This window comes from Pseudomonas sp. RW407 (assembly GCF_003176655.1).
Lineage (GTDB): Bacteria > Pseudomonadota > Gammaproteobacteria > Pseudomonadales > Pseudomonadaceae > Pseudomonas > Pseudomonas delhiensis.
In genome coordinates this window covers 494557-518246 of the sequence record NZ_QGSL01000091.1, presented here as the reverse complement: position 1 = coordinate 518246, position 23690 = coordinate 494557, and the positions used below count along the sequence as shown (strand labels likewise).

General features: G+C 63.9%; 16 protein-coding genes, 2 tRNA genes and 3 rRNA genes. 15 read left to right on the top strand and 6 right to left on the bottom strand.

What is annotated here, in order from left to right:
- Nucleotides 1-204: 204 nt before the first annotated feature.
- On the bottom strand, nt 205-1743 hold the full coding sequence (locus DK254_RS14625; RefSeq protein WP_109934336.1) for a BCCT family transporter: 1539 nt from the start codon (nt 1741-1743) through the stop codon (nt 205-207).
- 360 nt (nt 1744-2103) lie between these two features.
- Here DK254_RS14625 and betI point away from each other — a divergent pair, with 360 nt between their 5' ends.
- From betI to betA, 3 genes are all read left to right on the top strand, one after another.
- Complete coding sequence (gene betI / locus DK254_RS14620) at nt 2104-2697, top strand: transcriptional regulator BetI (RefSeq protein WP_109934335.1); 594 nt, start codon at nt 2104-2106, stop codon at nt 2695-2697.
- Nucleotides 2698-2744: 47 nt separating this feature from the next.
- Nucleotides 2745-4217: a betaine-aldehyde dehydrogenase gene (gene betB / locus DK254_RS14615; protein WP_109934334.1), complete on the top strand. Its 1473-nt coding sequence runs from the start codon at nt 2745-2747 to the stop codon at nt 4215-4217.
- Nucleotides 4218-4335: 118 nt separating this feature from the next.
- Nucleotides 4336-6021 (top strand): choline dehydrogenase, encoded by a 1686-nt coding sequence (betA, locus tag DK254_RS14610; protein WP_109934333.1) that lies wholly within the window; start codon nt 4336-4338, stop codon nt 6019-6021.
- A 218-nt stretch (nt 6022-6239) separates the two neighbouring features.
- On the opposite strand, the gene DK254_RS14605 is transcribed toward betA, so the two are convergent.
- On the bottom strand, nt 6240-6644 hold the full coding sequence (locus DK254_RS14605; RefSeq protein ID WP_089392471.1) for an acyl-CoA thioesterase: 405 nt from the start codon (nt 6642-6644) through the stop codon (nt 6240-6242).
- Nucleotides 6645-6912: 268 nt separating this feature from the next.
- Between DK254_RS14605 and DK254_RS14600 the strand changes: the two genes are divergently transcribed.
- The 7 genes from DK254_RS14600 (at nt 6913) to rrf (ending at nt 13937) form a co-directional block, all read left to right on the top strand.
- Nucleotides 6913-8223 carry an MFS transporter gene (locus DK254_RS14600; RefSeq protein WP_109934332.1) on the top strand — a complete coding sequence of 437 codons (1311 nt, stop codon included), beginning with the start codon at nt 6913-6915 and terminating at the stop codon, nt 8221-8223.
- A 65-nt stretch (nt 8224-8288) separates the two neighbouring features.
- Complete coding sequence (locus DK254_RS33820) at nt 8289-8507, top strand: hypothetical protein (protein ID WP_146219598.1); 219 nt, start codon at nt 8289-8291, stop codon at nt 8505-8507.
- A 270-nt stretch (nt 8508-8777) separates the two neighbouring features.
- A 16S ribosomal RNA gene (locus tag DK254_RS14595) occupies nt 8778-10314 on the top strand.
- 80 nt (nt 10315-10394) lie between these two features.
- Nucleotides 10395-10471: transfer RNA gene (locus DK254_RS14590), tRNA-Ile, on the top strand.
- A gap of 15 nt (nt 10472-10486) precedes the next feature.
- Nucleotides 10487-10562, top strand: a tRNA-Ala gene (locus DK254_RS14585).
- A 237-nt stretch (nt 10563-10799) separates the two neighbouring features.
- A 23S ribosomal RNA gene (locus DK254_RS14580) occupies nt 10800-13690 on the top strand.
- Between the two features lie 131 nt (nt 13691-13821).
- Nucleotides 13822-13937 (top strand): 5S ribosomal RNA (rrf, locus tag DK254_RS14575).
- The 16S, 23S and 5S rRNA genes sit together here with 2 tRNA genes alongside, the layout of an rRNA operon.
- Before the next feature lie 688 nt (nt 13938-14625).
- Here rrf and fabB read toward each other — a convergent pair.
- The 3 genes from fabB to DK254_RS14560 form a co-directional block, all read right to left on the bottom strand.
- On the bottom strand, nt 14626-15843 hold the full coding sequence (gene fabB, locus DK254_RS14570; RefSeq protein ID WP_109934331.1) for a beta-ketoacyl-ACP synthase I: 1218 nt from the start codon (nt 15841-15843) through the stop codon (nt 14626-14628).
- An 11-nt stretch (nt 15844-15854) separates the two neighbouring features.
- Nucleotides 15855-16370: a 3-hydroxyacyl-[acyl-carrier-protein] dehydratase FabA gene (fabA, locus tag DK254_RS14565; RefSeq protein WP_009618534.1), complete on the bottom strand. Its 516-nt coding sequence runs from the start codon at nt 16368-16370 to the stop codon at nt 15855-15857.
- Between the two features lie 241 nt (nt 16371-16611).
- Nucleotides 16612-18540, bottom strand: coding sequence for an ATP-binding protein (locus DK254_RS14560; protein WP_109934330.1), 1929 nt, complete (start codon nt 18538-18540; stop codon nt 16612-16614).
- A 197-nt stretch (nt 18541-18737) separates the two neighbouring features.
- On the opposite strand from DK254_RS14560, the gene DK254_RS14555 reads away from it, so the two are divergent.
- From DK254_RS14555 to sixA, 3 genes are read left to right on the top strand one after another with little or no spacing between them, the layout of a single operon-like run.
- Nucleotides 18738-19760: an NAD(P)H-dependent glycerol-3-phosphate dehydrogenase gene (locus DK254_RS14555; protein ID WP_109934329.1), complete on the top strand. Its 1023-nt coding sequence runs from the start codon at nt 18738-18740 to the stop codon at nt 19758-19760.
- Nucleotides 19761-19797: 37 nt separating this feature from the next.
- The gene (locus tag DK254_RS14550; protein ID WP_371921149.1) at nt 19798-20124 is read left to right on the top strand and encodes a DUF4389 domain-containing protein; all 327 of its coding nucleotides are present in this window, start codon (nt 19798-19800) and stop codon (nt 20122-20124) included.
- Nucleotides 20121-20585 carry a phosphohistidine phosphatase SixA gene (sixA, locus tag DK254_RS14545; protein ID WP_109934328.1) on the top strand — a complete coding sequence of 155 codons (465 nt, stop codon included), beginning with the start codon at nt 20121-20123 and terminating at the stop codon, nt 20583-20585. Before DK254_RS14550 ends, sixA begins: the two co-directional genes overlap by 4 nt.
- Nucleotides 20586-20627: 42 nt before the next feature.
- Here the strand turns inward: sixA and DK254_RS14540 are convergent, their stop codons facing one another.
- Entirely contained in the window at nt 20628-21119 is a 492-nt protein-coding gene (locus DK254_RS14540) for an MgtC/SapB family protein (RefSeq protein WP_109934327.1), read from the bottom strand.
- A 195-nt stretch (nt 21120-21314) separates the two neighbouring features.
- Between DK254_RS14540 and DK254_RS14535 the strand changes: the two genes are divergently transcribed.
- Together DK254_RS14535 and DK254_RS14530 are read left to right on the top strand one after the other, a co-directional pair.
- A complete protein-coding gene (locus DK254_RS14535) occupies nt 21315-22982 on the top strand; it encodes an AMP-binding protein (RefSeq protein ID WP_109934326.1) in 1668 nt (555 codons plus the stop codon).
- Nucleotides 22983-22999: 17 nt separating this feature from the next.
- On the top strand, nt 23000-23428 hold the full coding sequence (locus DK254_RS14530) for a hotdog fold thioesterase (protein ID WP_109934325.1): 429 nt from the start codon (nt 23000-23002) through the stop codon (nt 23426-23428).
- Nucleotides 23429-23690: the final 262 nt, after the last annotated feature.

Sequence of the window (23690 nt, the reverse complement as noted above, 5' to 3'; positions counted from 1 at the left end):
CGGGGTTCGCCAGAAACCATAGCAGCCCCGTGCCCGTGGACGCTTTTCGTAGGAGCGAGCTTGCTCGCGAACCCCGCCCTTTCGCGAGCAAGCTCGCCCCTACGAAGAGCCGGGCAAAAAGAAAAGCCCGGCGCGGGGCCGGGCGAAAGGGCCTGCCGGGGCAGGCGGGCGGCGTCGGGCGGGACGCCACCGGGGAGCCGCGGATCAGCCGGCGGCCAGCTCGCCGCCGGCTTCCGGCCGTGGGCCGTACAACCGCTCGTAGTCGGCGCGCATGGCCTTGTGCAGGCCGAACATGAACAGGATCAGCACCGCCGAGAAGGGCAGGCCGGCCAGCACCACCACCGTCTGCATGGCGGTGAAGTTGCCGGCGAACAGCAGGCCGATGGTCACCAGGGTGACGATCGCCGACCAGAGGATGCGCAGCCAGTTCGGCGCGTCCTCGTCCAGGTCGCCGCCCTCGCGGGACAGGTTGGCCAGCATCACCGAGCCGGAGTCCGCCGGGGTGAGGAAGAGCACGAAGCCGACGAAGATCGACACGCCGATCACCACCTTGGCGAAGGGGTAGTGCTCCAGCAGCAGGTAGATCGACATCGACGGCTGCTCCAGAGCGGCCTTGCCGAGGTCGGCGGCGCCGTGGTTCATCACCAGGTCCAGGGCGCTGTTGCCGAACACCGAGAGCCAGGCCAGGGTGAAGCCCAGGGGGATCAGCAGCACGCCGCAGACCAGCTCGCGCACGGTGCGCCCGCGGGAGATGCGCGCCACGAACATGCCCACGAAGGGCGCCCAGGAAATCCACCAGGCCCAGTAGAACAGCGTCCACAGGCCCAGCCATTCCTCGCTCCTGGCGGCGCTGCCGCCGGTGTAGACGTAGAGGTCGAAGGTCTTGAGGATCAGCCCGTTGAGGTAGTCGCCGAGGTTCTGCACGAAGCCGTTGAGCAGCTCCAGGGTGGAGCCGCAGACCAGCACGAACACCAGCAGCGAGCTGAACAGCACGATGTTCAGGTTGGACAGCCGGCGGATGCCCTTCTCGATGCCCGAGACCGCCGCCAGGGTGGCCACCAGGCTCATCACCAGCAGCACGATCAGCAGCGTGGTCTTCGAATGTTCCATGCCGGCCAGGTATTCCAGGCCGGAGGACACCTGCAGCGCGCCGATGCCCAGGTTGGTGACCAGGCCCAGCAGGGTGACGAAGATGCCGAAGATATCCACCGCGTGGCCGGCGCCGCCCTTCACCCAGCGCTCGCCGAGGATCGGCAGCAGCGCCGAGCGCAACGCCAGCGGCTGGCGGTGGCGGTAGGCGAAGTAGCCCACGGCCAGGCCGACCAGGGCGTAGATCGCCCAGCCGTGCAGGCCCCAGTGCAGGAAGGTCAGCTGCAGCGCCTGGCGCGCCGCCTGCGGGCTGCCGGCCACGCCTTCGGGCGGGTGGTAGAGGTGGTCGATGGGCTCGGAGGCGGCGAAGTACAGCAGCGAGATGCCGATCCCCGAGGAGAACAGCATGCCGGCCCAGGCGCCGTAGCTGAAGTCGGGCTTCTCATGGTCGGCGCCGAGCTTCAGCGTGCCATAGCGCGAGAAGGCGACCCAGGCGACGAAGAACAGGTAGGCCCCGATGGCCAGCATGTAGTACCAGCCGAAGCTGTGCGACAGCCAGGCCTGGGTACGGGCCAGGGCGGAGCCGGCGCTGTCCGGGAAGAAGATCAGGATGGCGGTCAGAACCAGGATCAGGGCGGTGGAGCCGAAGAACACGATCGGGTTCAGACGGGCCTGCTCGTTTGTTTTTCTTGGCGAAGCAGAACTCATTTTTCAGGGGGACCCCATGGCAGTGAACGCATGGCGGCCGGCACTAGTGCGCGAGGCACGGCGACGGGCCGCGAACCACAGACACAGCATTGCCGCCGCGACACTTCCGGCCGGGATTCTGCGATCCTTGGCCCTTGGAATGCGGCGCGGTGATGAACGGCTCGGGCCCGCTTGCACGCAAGGGCTCGGGAGGGTTCACGGAGCGCAGCTTATTCTTAGTTGATTGAACGTTCAATAAAAACAAAATAGACTGGCCCACATTGACGCCGGACGGCACAGCCACGTCCCGCGTGAGGAGAGAAACCAATGCCCAAGGTCGGTATGCAGCCGATTCGCCGTTCGCAACTGATCCACGCCACCCTCGAGGCCGTGGACCAGGTCGGCATGAGCGACGCCAGCATCGCCCTGATCGCCCGCCTGGCGGGGGTCTCCAACGGCATCATCAGCCACTACTTCCAGGACAAGAACGGCCTCCTGGAGGCGACGATGCGGCATCTGATGTCGGCTTTGAGCAAGGCCGTGCGCGAACGCCGCGCTAGCCTGCGAACCGACGATCCGCGCGCCCACCTGCGGGCGATCGTCGCCGGCAACTTCGACAACAGCCAGGTCAACGGCCCGGCCATGAAGACCTGGCTGGCGTTCTGGGCCAGCAGCATGCACCAGCCGTCCCTGCGCCGGCTGCAGCGGATCAACGACCACAGGCTGTATTCCAACCTGTGCTGGCAGTTCCGCCGCGAGCTGCCGCTGGGCCAGGCGCGCAGCGCCGCCCGTGGCCTGGCCGCGCTGATCGACGGCCTGTGGCTGCGCGGCGCGCTTTCGGGCGACGCCTTCGACACCGAGCAGGCGCTGGCTATCGCCTACGACTATCTCGACCAACAACTGGCCAAGCGCACCGGATAGCGGGCGCGGCCTTACGTGCTGAAACCATAAGAGAGGACAACCGACCCATGGCTCGATTCGACGTTCAGAAGCTCTACATTGGCGGCCGCTACGTGGAGGCCAGCAGTGGCGCCACCTTCGAGACCGTCAACCCGGCCAACGGGGAGGTCCTCGCCCTGGTGCAGCGGGCTTCGAAGGAAGACGTCGAGCGCGCCGTCGCCAGCGCCGTCGAAGGCCAGAAGGTGTGGGCGGCGATGACCGCCATGCAGCGCTCGCGCATCCTGCGCCGCGCCGTGGAAATCCTCCGCCAGCGCAACGACGAGCTGGCCGAGCTGGAAACCCTGGACACCGGCAAGCCGCTGGCCGAGACCCGCTACGTCGATATCGTCACCGGCGCCGACGTGCTCGAGTACTACGCCGGCCTGGTGCCGGCCATCGAGGGCGAGCAGATCCCGCTGCGCGAGACCAGCTTCGTCTACACCCGCCGCGAGCCGCTGGGCGTGGTCGCCGGCATCGGTGCCTGGAACTACCCGATCCAGATCGCCCTGTGGAAATCCGCCCCGGCCCTGGCCGCGGGCAACGCGATGATCTTCAAGCCCAGCGAAGTCACCCCGCTGAGCGTGCTCAAGCTCGCCGAGATCTACACCGAGGCCGGCCTGCCCGATGGCGTGTTCAACGTCCTCACCGGCAGCGGCCGCGAGGTCGGCCAGTGGCTGACCGAGCACCCGCTGATCGAGAAGATCTCCTTCACCGGCGGCACCTCCACCGGCAAGAAGGTCATGGCCAGCGCCTCCAGCTCCTCGCTCAAGGAAGTCACCATGGAGCTGGGCGGCAAGTCGCCGCTGATCATCTTCGACGACGCCAACCTCGACCGCGCCGCCGACATCGCCGTCATGGCCAACTTCTTCAGCTCCGGCCAGGTCTGCACCAACGGCACCCGGGTGTTCGTCCCGCGCGGCCTGCAGGCGCGCTTCGAGGAGAAGGTACTGGAGCGCGTGAAGCGCATCCGCCTGGGCAGTCCGCAGGATGCGAACACCAACTTCGGTCCGCTGGTGAGCTTCGCGCACATGGAGAGCGTGCTCGGCTACATCCAGGCCGGCAAGAACCAGAAGGCCCGCCTGCTGTGCGGCGGCGAGCGCGTCACCGAAGGCGAATTCGCCAAGGGCGCCTACGTCGCCCCCACCGTGTTCACCGACTGCCGCGACGACATGACCATCGTCCGCGAGGAAATCTTCGGCCCGGTGATGAGCATCCTCGTCTACGACAGCGAGGAAGAAGTCATCCGCCGCGCCAACGACACCGAGTACGGCCTGGCCGCCGGCGTCGTCACCCAGGACCTGGCCCGCGCCCACCGGGTGATCCACCGCCTGGAGGCGGGCATCTGCTGGATCAACACCTGGGGCGAGTCGCCGGCGGAAATGCCGGTGGGCGGCTACAAGCAATCCGGCGTCGGTCGCGAGAACGGCCTGACCACCCTGGCTCATTACACTCGCATCAAGTCCGTGCAGGTTGAGCTGGGCGACTACGCCTCGGTGTTCTGACCACCGCGATCGAGCCCTGAGCGGCCGGTCGCCGGAGCGACCGGCCATTCCGACCTTCAGACACCGGCGCGCCCAGCGTCGCGGGCGGTGTCGTGCCCAGAAAAAGAGGTAGGCCTGCATGACCCAGGAATATGACTACATCATCATCGGCGCCGGTTCCGCCGGTAACGTCCTCGCCACCCGCCTGACCGAGGACCCGGACGTCAGCGTGCTGCTGCTCGAGGCCGGCGGCCCGGACTACCGCGCCGACTTCCGCACCCAGATGCCCGCCGCGCTGGCCTACCCGTTGCAGGGCCGCCGCTACAACTGGGCCTACCTCACCGACCCCGAGCCGTACATGAACAACCGCCGCATGGAGTGCGGGCGCGGCAAGGGCCTGGGCGGCTCCTCGCTGATCAACGGCATGTGCTACATCCGCGGCAACGCCATGGACTTCGACGGCTGGGCGAAAGAGAAGGGCCTGGAGGACTGGGCCTACCTCGACTGCCTGCCGTACTTCCGCAAGGCCGAGACCCGCGACATCGGCCCCAACGACTACCACGGCGGCGACGGCCCGGTCAGCGTGACCACGCCCAAGGCCGGCAACAACCCGTTGTTCCACGTCATGGTCGAGGCCGGCGTGCAGGCCGGCTACCCGCGTACCGAGGACCTCAACGGCTACCAGCAGGAAGGCTTCGGCCCCATGGACCGCACCGTGACGCCCCAGGGCCGTCGCGCCAGCACCGCGCGCGGCTACCTGGACCAGGCCCGCGAACGCGCCAACCTGACCATCGTCACCCACGCCCTGACCGACCGCATCCTGTTCAGCGGCAAGCGCGCCATCGGCGCCAGCTACCTGCAGGGGGACGACACTACGCCGAAGGAAGTGCGCGCGCGCCGCGAAGTGCTGGTGTGCTCCGGGGCCATCGCCTCGCCGCAACTGCTGCAGCGTTCCGGCGTCGGCCCGGCGCCCGTGTTGCGCGATCTGGGCATCGAGGTGGTGCACGACCTGCCGGGCGTCGGCCAGAACCTCCAGGACCACCTGGAGATGTACCTGCAGTACGCCTGCAAGCAGCCGGTGTCGTTGTATCCGGCGCTGCAGTGGTGGAACCAGCCGCAGATCGGCGCCGAGTGGATGTTCCTCGGCAGCGGCCTGGGCGCCAGCAACCAGTTCGAGGCCGGCGGCTTCATCCGCACCCGCGACGAGTTCGAATGGCCGAACATCCAGTACCACTTCCTGCCGGTGGCGATTAACTACAACGGCAGCAACGCGGTGAAGGAACACGGCTTCCAGGCCCACGTCGGCTCCATGCGCTCGCCCAGCCGCGGGCGCATCCAGCTGACCTCGCGCGACCCGCGCAAGCACCCGAGCATCCTCTTCAACTACATGTCCAGCGAGCAGGACTGGCAGGAGTTCCGCGACGCCATCCGCGTCACCCGCGAGATCATGGCGCAGCCGGCGCTGGACGCCTACCGCGGCCGCGAACTGAGCCCGGGCCTGGACAAGAAGAGCGACGCCGAACTGGACGCCTTCGTCCGCGAGCACGCCGAAACCGCCTTCCACCCCTCCTGCTCGTGCAAGATGGGCGAGGACGACATGGCGGTGGTCGACGGCCAGGGCCGCGTGCACGGCATGGAAGGGCTGCGCGTGGTGGATGCGTCGATCATGCCGCGGATCATCACCGGCAACCTCAACGCCACCACCATCATGATCGCCGAGAAGATCGCCGACCGTATCCGCGGCCGCCAGCCGCTGCCGCGCAGCACCGCGGACTACTACAAGGCCAACGGCGCACCGGTGCGGGGCAAGCCGATGCGGGCGTGAGTTCCAAGCAGGAATAGGGAAGGGCGCCACGAGTTGGCGCCTTTTTCTTCATATGGGTGGGAGCGATAAGGAAGTAACCGGCTGAATCCGGCCTCTGGTCTGGCACGGACTGGCCCCCTCTCCCTTCAGGGAGAGGGCTGGGGAGAGGGAAAAGCGATATCAGGGAGCGCAGGACTCGTCACCACTCCGAGCTGCTTCCAGCCAAAGAGGACTGTCCCTCACCCCCGCCGCGGCGGCACCGGCCTAGTCCGCCCGCTGCCATCGATGGCCACGAACACGAACACCGCCTCGGTGACCTTGCGCCACTCGCTGGACAGCGGATCGTCGCTCCACACCTCCACCAGCATGCGGATCGAGCTGCGCCCGACCTCCAGCGTCTGGGTATAGAAGGACAGCTGCGCGCCCACCGCCACCGGCACCAGGAAGGCCATGCGGTCGATCGCCACCGTGGCCACGCGGCCGGCGGCGATGCGGCTGGCCATGGCGGTGCCGGCCAGGTCCATCTGCGACACCAGCCAGCCGCCGAAGATATCGCCGAAACCGTTGGTCTCGCGCGGCAGCGCGGTTATCTGCAGTGCCAGGTCGCCCTGCGGGATGGGGTCTTCTTGTTCAAGCTCGATCATAGGTAAGGGCCTCTTGCCCCGACGGTCTCGATTCAAGGTACGAAAGGAAAAGCTCTCCCAAGAGTCCTGCTTTGTGTTGCTTCCTACAGAAACTTGGGACAACTTTCTGATCGGCCCCGCGCACATGGCTTGGGCATTATATAGAGGCCGGCCTGCGGCAGCGACCGCAGAATTCCCCATAACAATGTTGCGCTGACGAGTATCCATTTGCCATGGTTCGCCGTTCGCGATCCCGTGTCAGCGCCGCCAACCTGCCGAGAAACCTTGTATGCCTTCTGCGAATACCCCCGCCGCCCGTCCGCTCACCCGCAGCGACTACAAGACCCTGTCCCTCTCCGCCCTGGGCGGTGCCCTGGAGTTCTACGACTTCATCATCTTCGTCTTCTTCGCCACCGTGGTGGGCAAGCTGTTCTTCCCCGCCGACATGCCCGAATGGCTGCGCCAGCTGCAGACCTTCGGCCTGTTCGCCGCCGGCTACCTGGCGCGACCGCTGGGCGGCATCGTCATGGCGCACTTCGGCGACCTGCTCGGGCGCAAGAAGATGTTCACCCTGAGCATCTTCATGATGTCCGTCCCGACCCTGCTCATGGGCGTGCTGCCCACCTACGAGCAGATCGGCATCTGGGCGCCGCTGGCGCTGTTGCTGCTGCGCGTGGTGCAGGGCGCGGCCATCGGCGGCGAGGTGCCCGGGGCCTGGGTCTTCGTTTCCGAACACGTGCCTTCGCGCAACGTCGGCTTCGCCTGCGGCACCCTCACCGCGGGGCTGACCGCGGGCATCCTCATCGGCTCGCTGATGGCCACGGTGATCAACAGCTTCTATAGCACCGAGGAAGTGCTGGCCTACGCCTGGCGCATCCCCTTCCTGCTCGGCGGCATCTTCGGCCTGTTCTCCGTCTACCTGCGCCGCTGGCTGCACGAGACCCCGGTGTTCGCCGAACTGCAGCAACGCAAGCAACTGGCCGACGAGGTGCCCCTGGGCGTGGTGGTGCGCGAGCACCGTCCGGCGGTGGCCATCTCCATGCTGCTCACCTGGCTGCTGTCGGCGGCCATCGTCGTGGTCATCCTCATGACGCCCTCGGTACTGCAGAGCGTCTACGGCGTGCCGGCGGCCACCGCGCTCAAGGCCAACAGCCTGGCGATCATCTTCCTCACCGGCGGCTGCATCCTCGCCGGGCGCATCGTCGACCGCATCGGCGGGGGCCGTACCTTCATCGGCGGCAGCCTGCTGCTGGGCGTGACCTCGTGGATCTTCTACAGCAGCCTGAAGACCCATCCGGACTGGCTCTTCCCTTTATATGCACTGACCGGCCTGTGCGTCGGCATCGTCGGCGCCGTGCCCTACGTCATGGTCAAGGCGTTCCCGGCGGTGGTGCGTTTCAGCGGCCTGTCCTTCTCCTACAACCTGTCCTACGCGATCTTCGGTGGCCTGACGCCGATGGTGGTGGCGCTGCTGATGAAGGAAGACCCCATGGGCCCCGCCTACTATGTGGCTGCGCTGTGCCTGGTGGGCTTCCTCACTGGCTGCTTCCTGCTGCGCCAGGAACGCCTGGCCAGTGGGGCTTCGCTGGTCACCAATTGATCGATCGGACAGGTTTTTCAGAAAAGTTTCAAAAAGTCGTTGACGGGCATTCTGAAGTCCCTATAATGCGCACCACTCCCAGCGACGAAGCGCTGAAAGAGCTTGAAAATCAAGCACTTAAGCAGGTTCGAAGTTGGGGTGGTGATCAGGCAGGTGCTTCACTTGCCGCCTTTCGGTTCAACAACTGCTCCGGCAGCGGGCCGAAAAGGAAGATCGCCGAGGTGCTTGACAGCGAGTTTGAACGCTGTAGAATGCGCCTCCCGCTGACGAGAAGTTTCGGCTGATCGAAAGCGCAAGCGGTTGAGTAGGAACGAAAAATTCTGAAAATAACGCTTGACGGAATAAGAGGTTGGCGTAGAATGCGCGGCCTCGGTTGAGACGAAAGAATCAACCACTGCTCTTTAACAAGTTGAATCAAGCAATTCGTGTGGGTGCTTGTGGGTTAAGACTGGTGATCGCAAGATTATCAGCATCACAAGCAACACTCGTGAATTCGAGAGTTTTTTGCGATTGCTGAGCCAAGTTTAGGGTTTTCTCAAAACCCGATCAGTATTGAACTGAAGAGTTTGATCATGGCTCAGATTGAACGCTGGCGGCAGGCCTAACACATGCAAGTCGAGCGGATGAAGGGAGCTTGCTCTCTGATTCAGCGGCGGACGGGTGAGTAATGCCTAGGAATCTGCCTGGTAGTGGGGGACAACGTTCCGAAAGGGACGCTAATACCGCATACGTCCTACGGGAGAAAGTGGGGGATCTTCGGACCTCACGCTATCAGATGAGCCTAGGTCGGATTAGCTAGTAGGTGGGGTAATGGCTCACCTAGGCGACGATCCGTAACTGGTCTGAGAGGATGATCAGTCACACTGGAACTGAGACACGGTCCAGACTCCTACGGGAGGCAGCAGTGGGGAATATTGGACAATGGGCGAAAGCCTGATCCAGCCATGCCGCGTGTGTGAAGAAGGTCTTCGGATTGTAAAGCACTTTAAGTTGGGAGGAAGGGCTGCAAGTTAATACCTTGTAGTTTTGACGTTACCAACAGAATAAGCACCGGCTAACTTCGTGCCAGCAGCCGCGGTAATACGAAGGGTGCAAGCGTTAATCGGAATTACTGGGCGTAAAGCGCGCGTAGGTGGTTTGGTAAGATGGATGTGAAATCCCCGGGCTCAACCTGGGAACTGCATCCATAACTGCCTGACTAGAGTACGGTAGAGGGTGGTGGAATTTCCTGTGTAGCGGTGAAATGCGTAGATATAGGAAGGAACACCAGTGGCGAAGGCGACCACCTGGACTGATACTGACACTGAGGTGCGAAAGCGTGGGGAGCAAACAGGATTAGATACCCTGGTAGTCCACGCCGTAAACGATGTCGACTAGCCGTTGGGATCCTTGAGATCTTAGTGGCGCAGCTAACGCGATAAGTCGACCGCCTGGGGAGTACGGCCGCAAGGTTAAAACTCAAATGAATTGACGGGGGCCCGCACAAGCGGTGGAGCATGTGGTTTAATTCGAAGCAACGCGAAGAACCTTACCTGGCCTTGACATGTCCGGAATCCTGCAGAGATGCGGGAGTGCCTTCGGGAATCGGAACACAGGTGCTGCATGGCTGTCGTCAGCTCGTGTCGTGAGATGTTGGGTTAAGTCCCGTAACGAGCGCAACCCTTGTCCTTAGTTACCAGCACGTTATGGTGGGCACTCTAAGGAGACTGCCGGTGACAAACCGGAGGAAGGTGGGGATGACGTCAAGTCATCATGGCCCTTACGGCCAGGGCTACACACGTGCTACAATGGTCGGTACAGAGGGTTGCCAAGCCGCGAGGCGGAGCTAATCCCAGAAAACCGATCGTAGTCCGGATCGCAGTCTGCAACTCGACTGCGTGAAGTCGGAATCGCTAGTAATCGTGAATCAGAATGTCACGGTGAATACGTTCCCGGGCCTTGTACACACCGCCCGTCACACCATGGGAGTGGGTTGCTCCAGAAGTAGCTAGTCTAACCTTCGGGGGGACGGTTACCACGGAGTGATTCATGACTGGGGTGAAGTCGTAACAAGGTAGCCGTAGGGGAACCTGCGGCTGGATCACCTCCTTAATCGAAGATCCCGGCTTTCTCATAAGCTCCCACACGAATTGCTTGATTCACTGGTAAGCGACGGTTAGGCAACCCTATATGGGTCTGTAGCTCAGTCGGTTAGAGCGCACCCCTGATAAGGGTGAGGTCGGCAGTTCGAATCTGCCCAGACCCACCAATCGTTGGAAAAGAGGGGGCCATAGCTCAGCTGGGAGAGCGCCTGCTTTGCACGCAGGAGGTCAGGAGTTCGATCCTCCTTGGCTCCACCATCTCCGCATCGTCGAAAGCTCAGACATGAATGTTCAAGGTGTTGAACGAACATTGATGTCTGGTCTTTGTGCCAGAACCGTTCTTTAAAAATTTGGGTATGTGATAGAAGTAGACTGAATGATCTCTTTCACTGGGGATTGTTCAAGTCAAGGTAAAATTTGCGAGTTCAAGCGCGAATTTTCGGCGAATGTCGTCTTCACGTTCGAGACGTATGACCAGATTGCTTGGGGTTATATGGTCAAGTGAAGAAGCGCATACGGTGGATGCCTTGGCAGTCAGAGGCGATGAAAGACGTGGTAGCCTGCGATAAGCTTCGGGGAGTCGGCAAACAGACTTTGATCCGGAGATCTCTGAATGGGGGAACCCAGCCAGCACAAGCTGGTTATCACACACTGAATCCATAGGTGTGTGAGGCGAACCAGGGGAACTGAAACATCTAAGTACCCTGAGGAACAGAAATCAACCGAGATTCCCTTAGTAGTGGCGAGCGAACGGGGACTAGCCCTTAAGCTTCTTGGAATCTAACAGAACGCTCTGGAAAGTGCGGCCATAGTGGGTGATAGCCCCGTATGTGAAAGGTTCCAGGAAGTGAAATCGAGTAGGACGGCGCACGTGAAACGTTGTCTGAACATGGGGGGACCATCCTCCAAGGCTAAATACTACTGACTGACCGATAGTGAACCAGTACCGTGAGGGAAAGGCGAAAAGAACCCCGGAGAGGGGAGTGAAATAGAACCTGAAACCGTATGCGTACAAGCAGTGGGAGCCCACGTTGTTGGGTGACTGCGTACCTTTTGTATAATGGGTCAGCGACTTATATTCAGTGGCGAGCTTAACCGAATAGGGGAGGCGTAGCGAAAGCGAGTCTTAATAGGGCGTTTAGTCGCTGGGTATAGACCCGAAACCGGGCGATCTATCCATGAGCAGGTTGAAGGTTAGGTAACACTGACTGGAGGACCGAACCCACTTCCGTTGAAAAGGCAGGGGATGACTTGTGGATCGGAGTGAAAGGCTAATCAAGCTCGGAGATAGCTGGTTCTCCTCGAAAGCTATTTAGGTAGCGCCTCACGTATCACTCCAGGGGGTAGAGCACTGTTTCGGCTAGGGGGTCATCCCGACTTACCAAACCGATGCAAACTCCGAATACCTGGAAGTGTCAGCGTGGGAGACACACGGCGGGTGCTAACGTCCGTCGTGAAAAGGGAAACAACCCAGACCGTCAGCTAAGGTCCCAAAGTTATGGTTAAGTGGTAAACGATGTGGGAAGGCTTAGACAGCTAGGAGGTTGGCTTAGAAGCAGCCACCCTTTAAAGAAAGCGTAATAGCTCACTAGTCGAGTCGGCCTGCGCGGAAGATGTAACGGGGCTCAAACCATACACCGAAGCTACGGGTGCATCGCAAGATGCGCGGTAGAGGAGCGTTCTGTAAGCCTGTGAAGGTGAGTTGAGAAGCTTGCTGGAGGTATCAGAAGTGCGAATGCTGACATGAGTAACGACAATGGGAGTGAAAAACTCCCACGCCGAAAGACCAAGGGTTCCTGCGCAACGTTAATCGACGCAGGGTTAGTCGGTCCCTAAGGCGAGGCTGAAGAGCGTAGTCGATGGGAAACAGGTTAATATTCCTGTACTTCTAGTTACTGCGATGGAGGGACGGAGAAGGCTAGGCCAGCTTGGCGTTGGTTGTCCAAGTTTAAGGTGGTAGGCCGAACACTTAGGCAAATCCGGGTGTTCAAGGCCGAGAGCTGATGACGAGCTTTCTTTTAGAGAGCGAAGTGGTTGATGCCATGCTTCCAGGAAAAGCTTCTAAGCTTCAGGTAACTAGGAACCGTACCCCAAACCGACACAGGTGGTCGGGTAGAGAATACCAAGGCGCTTGAGAGAACTCGGGTGAAGGAACTAGGCAAAATGGCACCGTAACTTCGGGAGAAGGTGCGCCGGTGAGGGTGAAGTATTTACTGCGTAAGCCCACGCCGGTCGAAGATACCAGGCCGCTGCGACTGTTTATTAAAAACACAGCACTCTGCAAACACGAAAGTGGACGTATAGGGTGTGACGCCTGCCCGGTGCCGGAAGGTTAATTGATGGGGTTAGCGAAAGCGAAGCTCTTGATCGAAGCCCCGGTAAACGGCGGCCGTAACTATAACGGTCCTAAGGTAGCGAAATTCCTTGTCGGGTAAGTTCCGACCTGCACGAATGGCGTAACGATGGCGGCGCTGTCTCCACCCGAGACTCAGTGAAATTGAAATCGCTGTGAAGATGCAGTGTATCCGCGGCTAGACGGAAAGACCCCGTGAACCTTTACTGTAGCTTTGCACTGGACTTTGAGCCTGCTTGTGTAGGATAGGTGGGAGGCTTTGAAGCGTGGACGCCAGTTCGCGTGGAGCCAACCTTGAAATACCACCCTGGCATGCTTGAGGTTCTAACTCTGGTCCGTGATCCGGATCGAGGACAGTGTATGGTGGGCAGTTTGACTGGGGCGGTCTCCTCCTAAAGAGTAACGGAGGAGTACGAAGGTGCGCTCAGACCGGTCGGAAATCGGTCGTAGAGTATAAAGGCAAAAGCGCGCTTGACTGCGAGACAGACACGTCGAGCAGGTACGAAAGTAGGTCTTAGTGATCCGGTGGTTCTGTATGGAAGGGCCATCGCTCAACGGATAAAAGGTACTCCGGGGATAACAGGCTGATACCGCCCAAGAGTTCATATCGACGGCGGTGTTTGGCACCTCGATGTCGGCTCATCACATCCTGGGGCTGAAGCCGGTCCCAAGGGTATGGCTGTTCGCCATTTAAAGTGGTACGCGAGCTGGGTTTAGAACGTCGTGAGACAGTTCGGTCCCTATCTGCCGTGGACGTTTGAGATTTGAGAGGGGCTGCTCCTAGTACGAGAGGACCGGAGTGGACGAACCTCTGGTGTTCCGGTTGTCACGCCAGTGGCACTGCCGGGTAGCTATGTTCGGAATAGATAACCGCTGAAAGCATCTAAGCGGGAAACTAGCCTCAAGATGAGATCTCACTGGGGACTCGATCCCCCTGAAGGGCCGTCGAAGACTACGACGTTGATAGGTCGGGTGTGTAAGCGCTGTGAGGCGTTGAGCTAACCGATACTAATTGCCCGTGAGGCTTGACCATATAACACCCAAACAATTTGTGTGTTGGACGGTGAAGTCGACGAACCGAAAGTTCGTGAGAACCGCAAATACCTGTCACATACCCGAATCGGGATGAGCGTGTGCGCAAGCCACGGGCATCCGAAAGAATTGCTTGACGACCATAGAGCGTTGGAACCACCTGATCCCATCCCGAACTCAGTAGTGAAACGACGCATCGCCGATGGTAGTGTGGGGTTTCCCCATGTGAGAGTAGGTCATCGTCAAGCACCTATCCCAAAACCCCTGATCAGCCTGGCTGGTCGGGGGTTTTGCTTTGGCGCGGGGAAAACCAATCGCGGACAAGGTCCGCTCCTACGCCATGCCCACCTCCGGCTCCCCCTGTAGGCGCGCGCCCTGCGCGCGAATCGCGGGCAGGGCCCGCTCCTACAGTTACCCTGTGCGCCATGTGCCCGTAGGAGCGGACTCCGTCCGCGATCCGGCCGGTAGGCCGGCGATGCCGTATCCCCCGCGCCAAGGCCCGGCGGCGGATAACCGCGAACGGTTATTCGCCCTACGTCTAGCGCCACACCCTGTAGGAGCGAGCTTGCTCGCGAACGGTGCTTGCCGGCGACAGTCGTGTTTCGGGTTGACGCCGTTCCCTCTCCCCAGCCCTCTCCCGCAAGCGGGAGAGGGGGCCGTTCGGCGTGGCCGGGGAGTTCTGTGTCAGCCTGGAACATCGGTTCGCGAGCAAGAACTAGGCGTCCCCCCTCGCTCCTACGAAGAGCAGAGCTACTGCGCAATCGTAGGGCGTATAACGCCCCAAGCGTTATCCGCCGTCGGCCCCCACACCAGGCCCACCGGCGGATAACCGCGAACGGTTATCCGCCCTACGTGTCGCCTCCTCCAGGAGGTCCCAAAACACAGGCAACAAAAAAAGGCGCCCCCGGGGGCGCCTTTCTTGTATCGAGCTGACGATCAGCCGTTGAAGCGGCGCAGCACCAGGGTGGCGTTGGTGCCGCCGAAGCCGAAGCTGTTGCTCATCACGGTGTCGAGCTTGGCGTTCTCGCGGGTTTCGCGCAGGATCGGCATGTCGGCGACTTCCGGGTCCAGCTCGTCGATGTTGGCGGAGCCGGCGATGAAGTTGCCTTGCATCATCAGCAGGCAGTAGATCGCCTCGTGCACGCCGGCGGCGCCCAGGGAGTGGCCGGACAGGCTCTTGGTGGAGCTGATGGCCGGGGCCTTGTCGCCGAAGACTTCGCGGACGCCGCGGATTTCCGCCACGTCGCCCACCGGGGTGGAGGTGCCGTGGGTGTTCAGGTAGTCGATCGGGGTGTCGACGGTGGCCAGCGCCTGCTGCATGCAGCGGATGGCGCCTTCGCCGCTCGGGGCGACCATGTCGTAGCCGTCGGAGGTGGCGCCGTAGCCGATGATCTCGGCGTAGATCTTGGCGCCGCGCTTCAGGGCGTGCTCCAGTTCCTCGACCACCACCATGCCGCCGCCACCGGCGATGACGAAGCCGTCACGCTTGGCGTCGTAGGCGCGGGAGGCCTTTTCCGGGGTGTCGTTGTACTGGGTGGAGAGGGCGCCCATGGCGTCGAACAGGCAGCTCTGGCTCCAGTGCTCTTCTTCACCGCCACCGGCGAAGACCACGTCCTGCTTGCCCATCTGGATCTGCTCCATGGCAGTGCCGATGCAATGTGCGCTGGTGGCGCAGGCCGAGGAGATGGAGTAGTTCACGCCCTTGATCTGGAAGGGGGTGGCCAGGCAGGCGGAAACGGTGCTGCCCATGGTGCGGGTGACGCGGTATGGGCCGATGCGCTTGACGCCCTTCTCGCGCAGGGTGTCGATGGCTTCCATCTGGTTCAGGGTGGAGGCGCCGCCGGAGCCGGCGATCAGGCCGGTGCGCGGGTTGGAGATCTGCTCTTCGGTCAGGCCGGAGTCCTTGATCGCCTGTTCCATCGCCAGGTAGGCATAGGCCGCGGCGTTGCCCATGAAGCGGAACACCTTGCGGTCGATCAGCTCTTCGAGGTTGAGGTTCACCGAGCCGGAGACGTGGCTGCGCAGCCCCATGTCGACGTACGACTGGTTGTGGCGGATACCGGCACGGCCGGCGCGCAGGTTGGCGGAGACGGTGTCTTTGTCATTGCCCAGGCAGGATACGATGCCCAGGCCGGTGATCACGACGCGACGCATGCGGATAACCCTTAGAAGCTGTCAGTGGAGGTGAACAGGCCGACGCGGAGGCCTTCGGCGCTGTAGATTTCGCGGCCATCGACGCTGACGCTGCCATCGGCGATGGCCAGGACCAGCGAACGGTTGATGGTGCGCTTGATATGGATGTTATAGGTGACCTTCTTGGCGGTCGGCAGGACCTGGCCGAAGAATTTCACCTCGCCCGAACCCAGGGCGCGGCCGCGGCCGGGGTTGCCCTGCCAGCCGAGGTAGAAGCCGACCAGCTGCCACATGGCATCCAGGCCCAGGCAGCCCGGCATCACCGGGTCGCCTTCGAAGTGGCAGGCGAAGAACCAGAGGTCGGGGTTGATGTCCAGCTCGGCGACCAGTTCGCCCTTGCCATACTTGCCGCCAACGTCGCTGATGTGGGTGATGCGGTCGATCATCAGCATGTTCGGGGCGGGCAGTTGCGCATTACCCGGGCCGAAGAGCTCGCCGCGGCTGCAGCGCAGCAGGTCTTCTCGGGTGAAGGCGTGTTGTTTGGTCATGCGAGCTCCTCAAAAATCCTGAACGGCAGGGCGAAATCGATCGTCCTGCGGCTCCGCGCGCCTCATTCTTGTAGCGGCGTCCTGCGGCAGCCTAGTCATAGACTATTGCCTGTCGGTTAAAGTCACAGCACCGGGCGAACGGTTGTTCACTTTATTCCGGTGCCTCTGTTGCTCCAGCTGGGCGTTCATCTTGCCGATCAGCCTCGCAGGCCCACGAGTTTGGGCGAACAGGCCCCGCGGATCAACGCCCGGAGGTCAACCAGCGCTGCAGAATTTTCTGCAGATCGGCGCGCTTGAACGGCTTGGCCAGGTAATCGTCCATGCCCGACTCCAGGCACAGCTCGCGATCACCCTGCAGGGCATTGGCGGTCAGGGCGATGATCGGCACCTGCCGGCACCCGGCGAGTGCGCGAATCTGTCGCGTGGCCTCGTAGCCGTTGAGCAGCGGCAGGCGGCAATCCATGAGGATGGCATCGAATTCGTTGCGTTCCGCCGTGCGCACCGCCTGTGCGCCATCGCCGACCAGAGTGACGCGATAGCCGAGGCTGCGCAACATGGCTTCTATGACCGTTTGATTCACCGGGTTGTCCTCCACCAGCAGCACCGACTGGCCCGTGGCCGGCTCCGAGCCCCGCAGGGCGCGTGCGCCGGCGCCCGGGCCGCGGGCGTGGAAGGGCAGGGGGATCTCCAGGGTGAAGGTCGAGCCCAGGCCTTCCTCGCTGGACGCCTGCAGGGTGCCGCCCATGCGCTCGGCCAGGGTGCGGGCGATGGCCAGGCCCAGGCCGGTGCCGCCGTAGCGCCGCGAGGTGGACGAGTCGGCCTGCTTGAAGGCCTCGAACATGTGCTCCAGGCGCTCCGGGGAGATGCCGATGCCGCTGTCGTTGACCGCGCAGGTCAGCCACAGCACCTCGTCGTCCAGGGCCTGCCAGCGCACTTCCAGACGGATGGCGCCTTCCTCGGTGAATTTCAGCGCGTTGCCCAGCAGGTTGACCAGGATCTGCCGCAGGCGCGTCGGGTCGCCCCGCACCTCCAGGTGCTCCAGCCCCGGCTGGACGTCCATGCGCAGCGTCAGGCCACGCTGCTGGGCGCTGTGCTGGAAGGCCAGCAGCGAGCCCTGGATCAGCTCCAGCACGTTGAAGGGGATGCGCTCCAGCTCCAGGGCGCCGCGCTCGATGCGCGAGAAGTCGAGGATGTCGTTGATGACCTTGAGCAGGTGCTCGGTGGATTCGGTGGCCAGCGCCGTGTACTCGGCCTGCTCGTGGTTGAGCTCGGTGGTCTCCAGCAGTTGCAGCATGCCCAGCACGCCGTTCATCGGCGTGCGCAGTTCATGGCTCATCATGGCCAGGAAATCCGACTTGCTGCGGTTGGCCTGCTCGGCCTCCTCGCGGGCCGCCACCAGTTGGGTGATGGTGCGCTCCTGCTCCTTGCTGGCCTGCTGCAGGCCGCGCGCCAGGTTGTTGATGTGCCGTGCGAGGTCGCCGACCTCGCCGTTGTCCAGCACCGGCAGGCTGGTCTGGTAGTCGCCGGTCTGGATCGCCTGGACCGCATTGGCCATGGTGCTGATCGGCGCCGCCAGGCGCTGCGCCAGGCGGCGGGCCAGCAGCAGCGTCAGCAGCAGAGCGAAGAAGGCCAGCAGGCTGGCCTTGAAGAGGATTTCCTGCTGACGTTCGCTGAAGGCGTCGTTGGCCATGCCCACCACCACGCGGCCCAGGTAGTCTGCATCGCTGGCCGGCCGGCCCTGGCGGCCCGGGGTGTGGCGCAGCGCGGCGGCGTCGCCGGGGACCTCGGGGGCGACGTGCTCGCGCTGGATGGCGGCGTGGAACACCTCGATCTTGGGCGCTACCTGGCCGTTGTCGGCGGGCGGCTGCTCGGCGTAGACGAGAATCTCGTCATTGCGGTTGCGCACCTCGATGAAGCGCACGTGCGGCGTGCCCAGGGTGGTGCGCAGCAGGCTCTGCAGGACCGGCAGGTTGCCCGAAAGCACGCCATACTCCGCTGCCGGGGCGAGCTGGTTGGCGATGAGCTGGCCGGTGTGGTTGAGCTCCTGGCGCAGGTCCTGCAGGCGCGAATGGGTGAAGTAGCCGGTCAGCAGCAGTGTCAGCAGCAGCGCGGGGCCGAGGCTGATGGCGAGCATGCGGTTCTGGATGTTCCAGCCCTTGCGCGGCGTCATGCTGCGTCTCCGGCGGCTGGTCGGTTCTGGCGGTGCTGCGTGGCGTGCACGGAACGGCCCTGTTCTCGGTTCTCTACGGGGACGGATGTTAAACGAGGCGGGGCGCTTTGCCAGCGTGCGATGTGCACTGGCCGCCTGGCGGTGGCGCCTTATAATGCCCCAATCGCCGCCTGCGTGCGGCCCGTGATGGAAGTGACATGACTGAGCAGCAACCGATCGCCGTGCTGGGCGGCGGCAGTTTCGGCACCGCCTTCGCCAACCTGCTGGCGGAGAACGGTCAGCGCGTGCGCCAATGGATGCGCGACGAGGAGCAGGCCGCGAGCATCCGCGCCCTGCGCGAGAACCCGCGCTACCTCAAGGGCGTGCGCATCCACGAGAACGTCGAGCCGGTCACTGACCTTGCGGCGACCCTGAACGATTGCGAGCTCATTTTCGTCGCCGTGCCGTCCAGCGCGCTGCGCAAGGTGCTGGAACCCTTCGCCGGGCAACTGGCGGGCAAGTCGCTGGTCAGCCTGACCAAGGGCATCGAGGCGCAGAGCTTCAAGCTGATGAGCCAGATTCTCGAGGAGATCGCCCCGGCCGCGCGCATCGCGGTGATTTCCGGGCCGAACCTGGCCCGCGAGATCGCCGAGCACGAGCTGACCGCCACCGTGGTCGCCAGCGAGGACGAGGCGCTCTGCGCCCGCGTGCAGGAAGCGCTGCACGGCCGCACCTTCCGCGTCTACGCCAGCGGTGACCGCTTCGGCGTCGAGCTGGGCGGGGCGCTGAAGAACGTCTACGCCATCATCGCCGGCATGGCCGCGGCCCTGGGCATGGGCGAGAACACCAAGGGCATGCTGATTACCCGCGCCCTGGCGGAGATGACGCGCTTCGCCGTCAAGCTCGGCGCCAACCCCATGACCTTCCTCGGCCTGGCCGGGGTGGGCGACCTGATCGTCACCTGTTCGTCACCGAAAAGCCGCAACTATCAGGTTGGCTTCGCCCTGGGCGAGGGCCTGAGCCTCGACGACGCCGTCGCCCGCATGGGCGAGACCGCCGAAGGGGTGAACACCCTCAAGGTACTCAAGGCCAAGGCCGACGAGCTGGGCGTCTACATGCCGCTGGTCGCCGGGCTCTACGCCATCCTCTTCGGCGGGCGCACCCTGGCCCAGGTGATCCAGGCGCTGATGAGCGGCGAGCCGAAGACCGACACCGACTTCATTCCCACCAGTGGCTTCTGAGGAGATACCCATGTCCGCTGATCGCTTGGCCGACCGTATGAACAAGGAATCCCTGGCCCTGCGCATCCTCTGGATGCTGCTGTTCGCCCTGGTCTGGTACGTCGCGCAGATGCTGCTCGGCGCCGTGGTGGTGGTGCAACTGGTCTACCGCATCATCTACGGCGCGCCCAGCGCCAGCCTGCTGGCCTTCGGCGACAGCCTCAGCCAGTACCTGGCGCAGATCGGCCGCTTCGGCACCTTCAACAGCGACGAGAAGCCCTGGCCCTTCGCCGACTGGCCGGCCGCCCGCGCGCCCGAAGGCGAGGCCGCACACGCGGTGCCGCCGGCGCCGCACCCGGTGCGCGACGAGGAACCGAAGCTGTGAGGATCTGGCTGCTGCGCCACGGCCAGGCCGAGCCCCAGGCCCGCCGCGACGCCGAGCGGCAGCTGACCGCCCACGGCCGCAAGGAGGTGCTGCAGAGCGCCGGGCACCTGGCCGGCCACCCGCTGGACGGCATCCTGGCCAGCCCCTACGTGCGGGCCCAGCAGACCGCCGAGCTGGTGCGCGAGGCGCTGGGCTTCGACGGCGCGGTGGGCACCGCGCCCTGGCTGACGCCGGACGACGACCCCCGCGACGTGCTGCGCTTCCTCGACAATCGCAGCGAGCGCAACCTGCTGCTGGTCAGCCACCAGCCGCTGATCGGCGCCCTGGGCGGGCTGCTGGTGCACGGCAGCCGCGACGAGGCCTTGCCCATGGCCACCGCCTCCCTGGCAGAGCTGGAAGGCGAGGGGGCGCTGGCGGGGCTGATGACACTGGTTTCCCTCTACCACCCCGGGCGCGGCTGACGGTTTCGCAGGGGCCCCGCTCGGGCCTCGGCGTTCCGCGCTTCAACTCGGCTTGTCGTCGTCCGTCAGGCTGACATCGTCGGTCGGCTCGCGGCCGGCCAGGCGCTGCTCCAGGCGGTTGCCCAGCACCAGGATCAGCAAGGTCAGCACCAGGCCGACGGCGGCGGTCAACACGTGCCCGGTGCCGCAGGCCAGGCCGAGCATCGACGAGACCCAGATGGTGGCGGCGGTGGTCAACCCTTCCACGCGGTAGCGGCGCTCGTGGTGGACGATGACCCCGGCGCCGATGAAGCCGATGCCGGTGAGCACGCCCTGGGCCACGCGGCTGGCGGCATCCGCGGTGGCCGGCTGCAGTTGCTGGATCACCGTGATCGCCAGCGCCGCGGCCAGGGCGGTGAGGGCGTGGGTGCGCAGCCCGGCGGGGCGGTGATGCAACTGGCGGTTGAGGCCGATCAGGCCGCCGAACAGGGTGGCGCAGAGCAGGTTGAACAGCAGCGGCAACTCGGCCAGCGCGCTGTCGGTGATGAACGGCATGGGCAGCTTTCCACGGGGGCCTGCCGCTGCTTTTAGCAGTTCGCCGGCGGGCGCGCCATGCACTCCTGAAGCATCTCCCTACAAAAGTTCACATATCCCTTCTTGCCAGGCTGTAGGACGCATGGAATATTCGACCAAGCAAGTGCTTGGTTGATCTATCGCTACACCTCTAGAACAACAAGAAAGGAGGGGCATGTGGTCACTGCAATTCGTTCTCCGCTCGAACAATTCCTGCAACGCGAGGCGCGTCACCCGGACAAGCGCTACCTGGTCCAGCCGCTGCCGGGCGGCCAGGTACAGAGCCTCACCTGGGGCGAGGCCGGTGACCAGGCGCGACGTGCCGCCGCCTGGCTGCGCAGCCTGCAGCTGCCACCGGGCAGCCGCGTGGCGATCATCTCGAAGAACTGCGCGCACTGGATCATCGCCGACGTCGCCATCTGGATGGCCGGGCACGTCTCGGTGCCGCTGTACCCGAACCTCACCGCCGAATCGGTGCACCAGGTGATGAGCCATTCCGAGGCCGCGGTGGCCTTCGTCGGCAAGCTCGACGACTGGCCGGCAATGGCCCCGGGGCTGCCGGCCGAGGTGCTCAGCGTGTCCCTGCCGCTGCACCCGGAAGGCCGCTTCGACCACAGCTGGGACGACCTGCAGGCCTGCGAGCCGCTGCAGGAAGTGCCGCTGCCCGACCCGGCCAGCCTCGCCACCATCATCTACACCTCCGGCACCACCGGCACGCCCAAGGGCGTGATGCACTCCTACGCCAACTTCGACTTCGCCGCCAGCCACGCCATGAAGCTGTTCGGTGTCGGCGAGGGGGACCGCCTGCTGTCCTACCTGCCGCTGTGCCACGTGGCCGAGCGGATGTTCGTGGAGATGGCCTCGATCTACGCCGGGCAGACGATCTTCTTCGCCGAGAGCCTGGACACCTTCCTCGCCGACATGCGCCGGGCGCGGCCCACGGTGTTCTTCGGCGTGCCGCGGATCTGGACCAAGTTCCAGATGGGCGTCTACGCGCAGATGCCGGCGCAGAAGCTCGACCGCCTGCTGCGCCTGCCGCTCATCGGCCGCCTGGTCGGGCGCAAGGTGCTCGCCAAGCTCGGCCTGGACGCGGTGCGCTACGCCCTGTGCGGCGCGGCGCCGGTGCCGCCGGCGCTGCTCGACTGGTACCGGCGCCTGGGGCTGAACGTGCTGGAGGTCTACGGCATGACCGAGAACTGCGGCTACTCCCACGTCTGCCGGCCCGGCAAGCAGCGCGAGGGCTGGATCGGCCAGTCCAGCCCCGGGGTGGAAGTGCGCATCAGCGACGAGGGCGAGGTGCAGGTGCGCAGCGGCGCGACCATGCTCGGCTACTACAAGGACCCCGAGCGCACCGCCGAGACCCTCACCGAGGACGGCTACCTGCGCACCGGCGACAAGGGCGAGCAGGACGCCGAGAGCAACCTGCGCCTGACCGGCCGGCTCAAGGAAATCTTCAAGACCGGCAAGGGCAAGTACGTCGCCCCGGCACCCATCGAGAACCGCCTGGCGGTGCATTCGCGGATCGAGCAGATCTGCGTGGTCGGCGACGGCCTGGTGGCGCCGCTGGGGCTGTGCGTGCTGTCCGAGGTCGGCCGCCAGGAGGCCGCCAACGGCTCGCGCTCGCAGCTGGAGGAGAGCCTGCGGCAGCTGGTGGAGGAGGTCAACGGCGAGCTGGACAAGCACGAGCGCCTGGCCGGGCTGGTGCTGGTGAGGGACGTGTGGAGCGTGGACAACGGCTTCCTCACGCCTACCCTGAAGATCAAGCGCAACGTGGTGGAGTCCACCTACGGCGCGCGCTTCAACGAATGGGCCGAGCGCCGCGAAGCGGTGCAGTGGCATGACTGACTGCCGGGAGTGAATGCATGAGCCAATGGCGCACTACGCCTGACCTGGAGGCGCTCAACGCCAACCTGAGGAACACCATCGGCGAGGTCCTGGACATCCGCTTCGAGGCAGTGGACGACGACTCGCTGACCGCCAGCATGGTGGTGGACGCCCGCACCCACCAGCCCTACGGCCTTCTGCACGGCGGCGCCTCGGTGGTGCTGGCGGAAACCGTCGGCTCCACCGCCAGCTACCTGTGCATCGACACCAGCAAGTACTACTGCGTGGGCCTGGAGGTGAACGCCAACCACCTGCGCGGCCTGCGCAGCGGGCGGGTGACGGCGGTGGCGAAGGCGGTGCACCTCGGCCGCTCCACCCACGTCTGGGAAATCCGCCTGCACGGCGACGACGGCAAGCCCAACTGCATCTCGCGGCTGACCATGGCCATAGTGCCGCTGGAGCGCTAGGCGATACGGAAGACCTGTAGGAGCAGGCCCTGCCCGAGATTTCGCGCGCAGGGCGCGCTCCTACATGAAAACGCCATAGCTGGGGTGGTGTAGTCTTGCAGCTCGCGCCGGGATGCTCTTCGTAGGATCGAGGGGGGCGCCTAGTTCTTGCTCGCGAACCTTGGTCCTGTGCTCCTATCTCCGCATCGTCATTCCTGCGAACGCGGGAAGCCAATTGGCTTGGGGGCTTGGTGTAGCGCGCCGCTCCGAGTGCTCGGATGTT

What these genes read in the sequence shown, in the direction of transcription:
- betI (WP_109934335.1), top strand. Translation starts at nt 2,104, where the DNA reads ATGCCCAAGGTCGGTATGCAGCCGATTCGCCGTTCGCAACTGATCCAC.
- betB (WP_109934334.1), top strand. Translation starts at nt 2,745, where the DNA reads ATGGCTCGATTCGACGTTCAGAAGCTCTACATTGGCGGCCGCTACGTG.
- betA (WP_109934333.1), top strand. Translation starts at nt 4,336, where the DNA reads ATGACCCAGGAATATGACTACATCATCATCGGCGCCGGTTCCGCCGGT.
- DK254_RS14605 (WP_089392471.1), bottom strand. Translation starts at nt 6,644, where the DNA reads ATGATCGAGCTTGAACAAGAAGACCCCATCCCGCAGGGCGACCTGGCA.
- DK254_RS14600 (WP_109934332.1), top strand. Translation starts at nt 6,913, where the DNA reads ATGCCTTCTGCGAATACCCCCGCCGCCCGTCCGCTCACCCGCAGCGAC.
- DK254_RS33820 (WP_146219598.1), top strand. Translation starts at nt 8,289, where the DNA reads ATGCGCACCACTCCCAGCGACGAAGCGCTGAAAGAGCTTGAAAATCAA.
- fabB (WP_109934331.1), bottom strand. Translation starts at nt 15,843, where the DNA reads ATGCGTCGCGTCGTGATCACCGGCCTGGGCATCGTATCCTGCCTGGGC.
- fabA (WP_009618534.1), bottom strand. Translation starts at nt 16,370, where the DNA reads ATGACCAAACAACACGCCTTCACCCGAGAAGACCTGCTGCGCTGCAGC.
- DK254_RS14560 (WP_109934330.1), bottom strand. Translation starts at nt 18,540, where the DNA reads ATGACGCCGCGCAAGGGCTGGAACATCCAGAACCGCATGCTCGCCATC.
- DK254_RS14555 (WP_109934329.1), top strand. Translation starts at nt 18,738, where the DNA reads ATGACTGAGCAGCAACCGATCGCCGTGCTGGGCGGCGGCAGTTTCGGC.
- DK254_RS14550 (WP_371921149.1), top strand. Translation starts at nt 19,798, where the DNA reads ATGAACAAGGAATCCCTGGCCCTGCGCATCCTCTGGATGCTGCTGTTC.
- DK254_RS14540 (WP_109934327.1), bottom strand. Translation starts at nt 21,119, where the DNA reads ATGCCGTTCATCACCGACAGCGCGCTGGCCGAGTTGCCGCTGCTGTTC.
- DK254_RS14530 (WP_109934325.1), top strand. Translation starts at nt 23,000, where the DNA reads ATGAGCCAATGGCGCACTACGCCTGACCTGGAGGCGCTCAACGCCAAC.